This window comes from Stenotrophomonas sp. STEN021, from assembly GCF_056760175.1.
In genome coordinates this window covers 1-7,584 of record NZ_JBRREH010000133.1, presented here as the reverse complement: position 1 = coordinate 7,584, position 7,584 = coordinate 1, and the positions used below count along the sequence as shown (strand labels likewise).

Genomic DNA, 7,584 nt, shown 5'->3' with positions numbered 1-7,584 from the left:
CGCCGCTCCCACAATGCTTGGATCACCGGGAAAGCTTCTGCCGAGCATGGCTCGGCACTACCGATTGATGGATCGCCGGGAAAGCCTCTGCCGAGCATGGCTCGGCACTACCTCCTCCCCTTGCCGCAAGCAAGGAGAGGGTTGGGGAGGGGCTTTGCATTTGCGCTTTAGAATGGGCCTTCTACAGCCGGGAACTCAGCGCATGTCAGTTGTTCTGTACGGATCGCAAAGTACTGCTTCGTTGGTGGTGCATTGGCTCTTGCTTGAGCTCGGCATAGAGCATGAGCTGCGCCAGCTGGATTTTGACCGCGCTGAGCAGAAGTCAGCGGAGTTCCTTGCGATCAATCCCGTCGGCCGCGTACCCGCACTGGTCATCGATGGACAGGTGCTGACCGAGTCCGCCGCCATTGCCATGCAGTTGGCCGATCTGCATCCGCAGGCAGGGTTGGCACCTGCGATTGGTGCAGCAGCGCGTGGCGACTACTACCGTTGGATGTGCTTCTGCGTGTACACGCTGATGCCGGCCTACCGTGCCTGGTTCTATCCGCACGAGCCTGCGGGAGAATCGAATGCGGAAGCGGTGAAGGTGCGTGCCAGCGCGCAGTTGGAGGCAGCCTGGCAGCAGATGGCGAATCACCTGGCTGCCCATGGCCCTTACGTTCTGGGCGATCAGCTGAGCACCGTCGATTTCATGTTGACCATGTTGATGCGCTGGAGCCGCAATATGCCGCGGCCTACCGACAGCTGGCCGGTGCTGGCTGCGCATGCGGCGCGGATGAAGGCTAGGCCGGCATTTGCCGAGGTTTATCGGCGTGAGGGGATTGATGATTGGTGGTGAGTGGGCGGTGGTATGCAGGATGAAGCGGCGGCATTTGTGGCTTCGCGGCTGACGCCGCTCCTACAAGAGCAAAAGCTCGAAGCGCTCAATCGACGTGGTCGTCGAATTTCCGCCCGCCCTGGAACGGCATCAGGTGCTGCTTGATGATGCCTTTGGGCACGGTTTCCAGCTTCATCACGCCATATTCCTGCGGCCATTGTGCTTGATCACGCGGCAGCTTGAAGGTGCCCATCAACATGTCCACCAGCGGCAGGTGGATGGCGTAATTGACGTCTACATATTCCTGTTTCCGGGCGTGGTGCCAATGGTGGTAACGCGGCAATACCAGCAGGTATTCCAGCCAGCCAAAGCGGATGCCCAGATTGGCGTGTGCCAGCACCGCCTGCAGGCCGACCAGGATCACGTAGGCGTTCACCGCCGAGGTCGAGAAGCCGAGGATCAGTAGCGGCAGAAGTACCGCACTGCGGGTCAGTACGATCTCGACAAAATGCACGCGCGAGCCGGCCAGCCAATCCATGTGCCGGCTGGAGTGGTGCACGGCGTGGAAGCGCCAGAGCCAGGGGATGTTGTGGTACGCGCGGTGCAGCAAGGCCTGGGCCATGTCGGCGACGAAGACCGCAATCAGGAACTGAACCCATACCGGCAATGACTGGATGGCTGCTTTCAGTCCGGGGAACGCGGCCAGCCCCGCGATGGTCGAGGTGGAGGCGGTGACCAGGATCAGGATGAACTGCACCAGCACGTGGCTCATGAAGAAATAGGCCACATCGGTGCGCCAGCCGGGACGCAGCGGCGACAGCTCGCGTTTTCCCAGATAACGTTCCAGCGGCACGAACACCAGCGCCGAGAAAAACAGCGACAGCACGAACCAATCCAGCCCCAGTGAATAAGGGGTCTGGCCGATGGCGTCGAACTGCACATTGGTGCCGCCCAGCAGCACTGCCAAGGTTGCAGTGCCCACGCCCAAGGTGGCGATCCGCTTGTTGCGATCGCGCAGGATTGCAAGCGTGCCCATGAGGAAAGCAGCGGCCAGGCCAACCAGCAACAGATGGCGGGCAAACTGTTCGTTGTAGACCGCGCGGAACTCGCGGCTGGTCAGCAGCTCGGGGAAGTGGAAGCAGGCGACCGCCAGCAGGCTCAAGACGCCGAGCAGCGCGGAGCCGTAGGCAAAGAATGAGCGGCGGGTGCGAACCATTGCGGACTTCCTGTCTTTGATCGGCCGATTCTGCCTGTGTCTGCTGAACGGGGGAAGTGGCACGGGCACCAAGGGACGGCCTGCTTCACGCTGGCTGTGCACCCATGCCGGTAGTTTGATGGGCATCAGGCACGGCTACGTCATGTGCTTGTACGGTGGTGTTTCCGGGATTGATCTGGGGTAGACGTATGAGTGGATTGACGGTTCCGGTAAGTGCGGCTGATCACATCCAGGGTGATCTGGGTGCTGCGGTCGTACTGGTTGAATACGCGGACTACCAGTGCCCGTATTGCGGCGAAGCGTTCTCACTGGTCAAGCGCCTGCAGCAGCGCTTTGGCGATGGGCTGTGCCTGGTGTTCCGCAACTTCCCGTTGGTGCAGGCCCACCCGCAGGCGTTGCCAGCGGCGATCACCGCCGAGTACGCCGCTGCCCACGGTAAATTCTGGGAGGCGCATGACGCGCTATTCCGCAGCCAGCAACAGCTGGGTGAGGTGGTCTACCGCGAGTTGATGCGTGAGTTGGGTTTGCCGGAAGATGGCTTGGCTGCAGCAATGGATGACAACACCCATCTGCTGCACATCCAACGTGATATCGAAGGTGGCATGCGCAGCGGCGTCACTGGCACACCGGCTTTTTTCATCAATGGCGAATTGTTCCAGCCCAGGCAAAGCTTCGAAGAGCTCTACGACGCCATCGTCCAGGCTGGCGCCAAGGGCCACTGAGGTTGCCTGGTGCCGCCCAATGCGGCACCAGAGCAGATGCTGCAGCCAACCGGCCTCAGTCGATCAGGTCGAGTACGGTCTCCGGCGGGCGGCACAGGGCCGTGCCCTTGGCGGTACGCACGATGGGACGGTTGATCAGCGTCGGGTACTGGCTCATCGCTTCGATCAGTGCGGCCTCGTCATCGAGTTTGGAGGCCAGTTCCAGCTCGGTGTAGGCTGCTTCCTTGCTGCGCAGCAGGTCCCGAGCCGGCATGTCCATGGCGTCCAACAGCGTGCGCAACTGTGCGGGCGAAGGTGGGTGATCGAGGTAGTTGATCACCTCGACGTCGACACCGGCCTCCTGCAGCAGGGCCAGCGCGCCGCGTGAGTTGGAGCAGCGGTTGTTATGCCAGATGGTGGCTTTCATTGCTTAGAACCACTCCAGCAGGGACACGCCAACACCGATGTACGTCGCCCGGTGGTTATAGTCGATCATGCTCTCGCCGTAGCCATCAAAGACCTGGACATGGCCGCGCAGCAGTTTGTTGATGGGAAACCCATAATCCATCTGCAGCGAGCCATGCGAGCGATCACCACTGCGCAATGAATGGCGGCCGGTGATGGCCAGCTCATGGCCGTTGCGGTTGTAGACCAGGGTGGCGTCACCACGGCCCATGTAGTCCTCGATATCCGGGTTGTTGTCGTCGCTGCGGCCTTCCGGGATGCGGTACCAGGGGCGCAGCATGATGGCCCAGTTCTCGCGGTCCAGGCCGACGTTCATCACCACCCGGTTCCAGCTGCGCGAAAGTGGATCGCTGCGGCCGTTGGACTGATGGTTCAGGCTGAAGCCGGTCATGCGCCCGTTCCAGCCGAACAGCGAGTAGCCGTTGCGGAAGGTCAACATCACTTCCGGTTCGTAGTTGGTCTCGCGGAACGGCCGCGACAGTTCGCTGTTATAGGCCTGCCAGCGCGAGCTCTGGGTGTAGCCGACCCAGATGTCGCCGTTGTCGCCAAACAGATTCTCGGTGACCTTGGTCTTGAAGCTGAGCTGGAACTTCAGCTCGGTGCTGTCCAGCTCCTCGGCCTGGGTGACGGTGTTGTTGGGATTGGGCGAGTGCGGCATCTCGTTGGGCTTGCTGCTCCAGAATGCCGGCAGCAGATAGACAGGCTTGTAGGCGCGCAGCTGGAACAAGCCCAACTTGGAGTCCTTGGCCAGCTCCCAGCGGCTGTCCAGCAAAGAACCGCGTCCGGCATTGGCGGCGGCGGAGTCCAGTTCGTCATGCGCGAACAGCTCGTTGCGCCGCGGCAGTGGCGCGTCCAGCTCCTTGGCGGTGGCCTTGGCCTCCTTGCGCGCCTGCAGAGCCGCCGCCGCTGCGGCATCGGCTGCGCGGGTGTCGGTCGGGGTACGGCCGAGCGCATTGTCGTAGCAGGCCAGACGGGTGGCATCTGTCTCAAGCGCGAAGCAGGCCTGCGGTGAGGCGGGTGTCGGCATCGATTCCTGGGCAAGCGCCGAGGCACTTGCGCCGCTCAGGATGAGCAGCAGGGCATGGGGGAGATCTTGGGTTCGCATGGGTTCCATCCGGTCGCGGTGGGGTGGCCGGGTCGGGGCAATCGAAGGGACTGCCCCGACAATAGTGGCAGGTCGGGATTGTCGGCGATTCCACTGTCGAGGTGGAGTTAAGGCGGCGCTCAGAAGAACCAGGCAATGGCGAACACACCGACCATGGCGACCGCCAGACCCAGCTTGAGTGCCACTCCAAGGACGATGCCCAGCCAGGTGCCGAGGCCGACTTTGGTCGCCTGGCCGAGCTGTCGGCCGTGCAGGTATTCGCCGCCCAGCGCGCCAAGAAACGGCCCGGCGAAGAGGCCGATAGGCATGAAGAACAGGCCCACCACCGTACCTATCGCCGAGCCGATCAGGGCCAGCTTGCTCGCGCCCACCTTCTTGGCACCGGCGATGGTGCAGAGCACATCCACGATGATCGAGATGACCGTCAGTACGCCCAATACCACCAGTGGCATCCAGCCTACCCGGTTGAAGCCGTCGCCCCATGCGGCCAATAGCAGGCCGACGAATACCAAGGGCACCCCCGGCAAGGCCGGCAGGATGATGCCGGCTATGCCAACCAGGACCAGCAGGGCGCCAACCAGATAGAAGATGAATGAATAGTCCATGTGTACTCTGAAGGGGGTCGGATAGGGGTTGACTTTATCGTGTCGCGCGGTGTTGCAATTTGCTTTGCCCCGAGTTAAGTTGCAGCCGCTGAGCTTGGCAAGGTCACCGTGAATCGTGGCCTGATGGGTAGATCGAAGGATTTGCTGCATCGTTGCACCTCGCTTCCTCCTTGCAACCAGCCGCCTCACCGGGCGTAACCATCAAACGAAAGAGTTACAGGGAGTTAGTCGAGATGTCTGATCGCGAAACCGGTACCGTCAAGTGGTTCAACGACGCCAAGGGCTTCGGCTTCATCAGCCGCGAAAATGGTGAGGACGTGTTCGTGCACTTCCGCGCCATCCAGACCGATGGCTTCAAAAGCCTGAAGGAAGGCCAGAAGGTCACCTTCACTGTTGTGCAGGGCCAGAAGGGCCTGCAGGCTGACGCCGTACAACCGGCCTGATCCGGCGGCAGTGCAGCCAAAAGAAAGGCCCGCGCAAGCGGGCCTTTCTTCGTCAGCGCTGACGGTATGGGCTCAGCGGATCACCACGCGGCCATTTACCACGCGTACGTAGGTGTTTTCGCGGATCCCGCCCAGGTCCTTCTGGTTGACCACGATCACGCGGCCATCGTCCATGCGGACCTGGATGTCATACGAGTTGCCGGTGACGTTCTGCTGGATCTTGTTGCCGGCCATGGCGCCGCCGACGGCACCTGCAACGGCGGCGATGTTCTGGTTGCCCTTGCTGCCACCGGTCTTGTCGGAAATCTCATGGCCGGCAACAGCGCCGACGATGCCGCCCAGGATAGCGCCAGTGGCACTGGGGGCGGTGCGGCCGGAGGCGACGGTATCGATGCGGGTGACGATGCCGCAGTCGGTGCAACGGTTCTGGTTGTAGCCGTTGTTGTTGCCGTAGTTGCCACCATTGTTGTAGCCGCCGTTGTTGTAGCCACCGCCGTAACCGGGGGAGGTGGCGCAACCGGCCAGCGCCAGACTGGCAATTGCGCCTACAGCGATCAGTTGGATCTTCATGGTGTTTCTCCTTGCCAGATTGAAAGTGGGTACTGTTGCGTGACCCGCGGCGAAGATCCTGCAGTTTTGCATGTGAATGGAGGGCCAATCACATGTGAAAACGCAGTCTGCTTACTTGAAGTCCTGGTGGCATGACTTGCAGTCACTGCCGATTTTTTGCACTGCAGCAGCCAGTGCCGCGCAATCTGCCGGCGGCTTGGACAATGCATCGTTCAAGGTGGCGCGATAGCGGCTGGCGTGCTGTTGGAAGCGCTCGTCGTCGCGCAGGCCGGGGAAGGCGGTTTCCAGGTCGTTGGCCAATGCGCGCAGGGTCTGGAGGCGCGGTGTGCTGTCGGTGACACTGCAGCGATTCTGCTTCTGGCTCTCGCCCAGCAGTTGGGCCTGCTTGGCCATGACCGTCATCAGGCTGTCCGGGAAGTGGTCCTGGCGGGCCTGGATGGCGCGCATCGCCATCACGGTGGCAATTCCCCCGATCAACAGGCCGGCGAGCAGGACGAACAGGTAGCGCGAGGCTTTGGACGGGGGACGGGCGGGTGCAGGGTCGGACATTGCGTTGGCTCCAGGCTATTGGCAAAGGGGTTCGACTGGTGGTCATTATGCAGCGGTACGAGCGAAGCCTGTGTCATCGTGCCGGCGCGCGGCTCGCCGCAGGTCCGGGGCAGGCCGTAAAATGCGCGGATGAAAGAAGAATTGCGTGAGCGCTTTGCCGGTATCGACCGGCTGTACGGAGCCGGCACCATCACCCACCTGAGCGGCTGCAAGGTCGCCGTGGTCGGCATGGGCGGGGTTGGCTCGTGGATCGTGGAGGCGCTGGTGCGCTCGGCGGTCGGCCATTTGAGCCTGATCGATGCCGACGATATCTGCGTCTCCAATACCAACCGTCAGCTGCCGGCGATGGCCGGGCAGTATGGCCGCAACAAGTCTGTGGCGATGGCTGAGCGCTGCCGTGCGATCAACCCGGACGTCGAGGTCGAGGCGGTGGAGTCGTTCCTGACCCCGGCCAATATGGCCGAGCTGCTGGACCGCGGTTTTGACCTGGTGATCGACGCCTGCGACAGCTTCCGGGTAAAGGTGGAAACCATCGCCTGGTGCCGCCGTCGCAAGCTGCCGATGATCACCATCGGCGCAGCCGGTGGCCGTACCGATCCAACCTTGGTGCGGGTGCGTGATGTGTCGCGGACCGAGCATGACGCGATGATGGCGCTGATCCGCAAGAAGCTGCGCAGCGAGTTCAATTTCCCCAAGAGCGCAAAGCGCTATTTCGGCGTGCCGGCGGTGTATTCGCTGGAGAACGTGAAGTACCCGCAGGCCGACGGTAGCGTCTGTGGCATCCGCCCGAACCTGGGCCCGGATGAAGCCTTGAAGCTGGATTGCGGTGGTGGGCTGGGCGCGGCAACCCACATCACTGGCGCGTTTGCGTTCGTGGCGGTGGGCAAGGCGTTGGAAATGCTGTTGAAGAACCGCGCGTAAAAGCAGGCTGGCTTGTGGGGGCGGCGATTGCTTGTAGGAGCGGTGTAAGCCGCGAAGCTGACCATCTCTCCAGGCACGGATGGGTGCGCAATCCAAGAGTGCTGCGGTTCGAGGATTGCCGGCGGGTCAGTCCTTACGAGCTTCGCGGCGTTCGCCGCGCCGTCAAAAAATAAGGGGGCTTAGGGACTGCAG

General features: G+C 62.1%; 10 protein-coding genes. 4 read left to right on the top strand and 6 right to left on the bottom strand.

The genetic code is table 11. The features are described 5' to 3' along the window. Positions 1 to 202 precede the first annotated feature (202 nt). Positions 203 to 838 (top strand): glutathione S-transferase family protein, encoded by a 636-nt coding sequence (locus ACVOL0_RS19720; protein ID WP_481550526.1) that lies wholly within the window; start codon positions 203 to 205, stop codon positions 836 to 838. Between the two features lie 85 nt (positions 839 to 923). Here the strand turns inward: ACVOL0_RS19720 and ACVOL0_RS19715 are convergent, their stop codons facing one another. Beyond that, entirely contained in the window at positions 924 to 2,033 is a 1,110-nt protein-coding gene (locus tag ACVOL0_RS19715; RefSeq protein ID WP_481550525.1) for a sterol desaturase family protein, read from the bottom strand. Between the two features lie 188 nt (positions 2,034 to 2,221). Here ACVOL0_RS19715 and ACVOL0_RS19710 point away from each other — a divergent pair, with 188 nt between their 5' ends. Further along, a complete protein-coding gene (locus ACVOL0_RS19710) occupies positions 2,222 to 2,755 on the top strand; it encodes a DsbA family protein (protein ID WP_481550524.1) in 534 nt (177 codons plus the stop codon). Positions 2,756 to 2,810: 55 nt separating this feature from the next. On the opposite strand, the gene arsC is transcribed toward ACVOL0_RS19710, so the two are convergent. From arsC to ACVOL0_RS19695, 3 genes are all read right to left on the bottom strand, one after another. Continuing rightward, a complete protein-coding gene (gene arsC, locus ACVOL0_RS19705) occupies positions 2,811 to 3,161 on the bottom strand; it encodes an arsenate reductase (glutaredoxin) (RefSeq protein ID WP_481550523.1) in 351 nt (116 codons plus the stop codon). A 3-nt stretch (positions 3,162 to 3,164) separates the two neighbouring features. After that, positions 3,165 to 4,304, bottom strand: a complete 1,140-nt coding sequence (locus ACVOL0_RS19700; protein WP_481550522.1) for a phospholipase A — start codon at positions 4,302 to 4,304, stop codon at positions 3,165 to 3,167. A 119-nt stretch (positions 4,305 to 4,423) separates the two neighbouring features. Next, complete coding sequence (locus ACVOL0_RS19695) at positions 4,424 to 4,909, bottom strand: DUF456 domain-containing protein (protein ID WP_481550521.1); 486 nt, start codon at positions 4,907 to 4,909, stop codon at positions 4,424 to 4,426. A 233-nt stretch (positions 4,910 to 5,142) separates the two neighbouring features. Here ACVOL0_RS19695 and ACVOL0_RS19690 point away from each other — a divergent pair, with 233 nt between their 5' ends. Further along, positions 5,143 to 5,352, top strand: a complete 210-nt coding sequence (locus ACVOL0_RS19690) for a cold-shock protein (RefSeq protein WP_282271583.1) — start codon at positions 5,143 to 5,145, stop codon at positions 5,350 to 5,352. Between the two features lie 72 nt (positions 5,353 to 5,424). Here ACVOL0_RS19690 and ACVOL0_RS19685 read toward each other — a convergent pair whose 3' ends face one another. Both ACVOL0_RS19685 and ACVOL0_RS19680 read right to left on the bottom strand, forming a co-directional pair. Further along, the gene (locus ACVOL0_RS19685) at positions 5,425 to 5,922 is read right to left on the bottom strand and encodes a glycine zipper 2TM domain-containing protein (RefSeq protein ID WP_481508457.1); all 498 of its coding nucleotides are present in this window, start codon (positions 5,920 to 5,922) and stop codon (positions 5,425 to 5,427) included. Between the two features lie 111 nt (positions 5,923 to 6,033). After that, positions 6,034 to 6,471 carry a cytochrome c gene (locus ACVOL0_RS19680; protein WP_481550520.1) on the bottom strand — a complete coding sequence of 146 codons (438 nt, stop codon included), beginning with the start codon at positions 6,469 to 6,471 and terminating at the stop codon, positions 6,034 to 6,036. Between the two features lie 129 nt (positions 6,472 to 6,600). On the opposite strand from ACVOL0_RS19680, the gene ACVOL0_RS19675 reads away from it, so the two are divergent. Then, positions 6,601 to 7,392 (top strand): tRNA threonylcarbamoyladenosine dehydratase, encoded by a 792-nt coding sequence (locus ACVOL0_RS19675; protein WP_481550519.1) that lies wholly within the window; start codon positions 6,601 to 6,603, stop codon positions 7,390 to 7,392. The last annotated feature ends 192 nt before the right edge of the window (positions 7,393 to 7,584 follow it).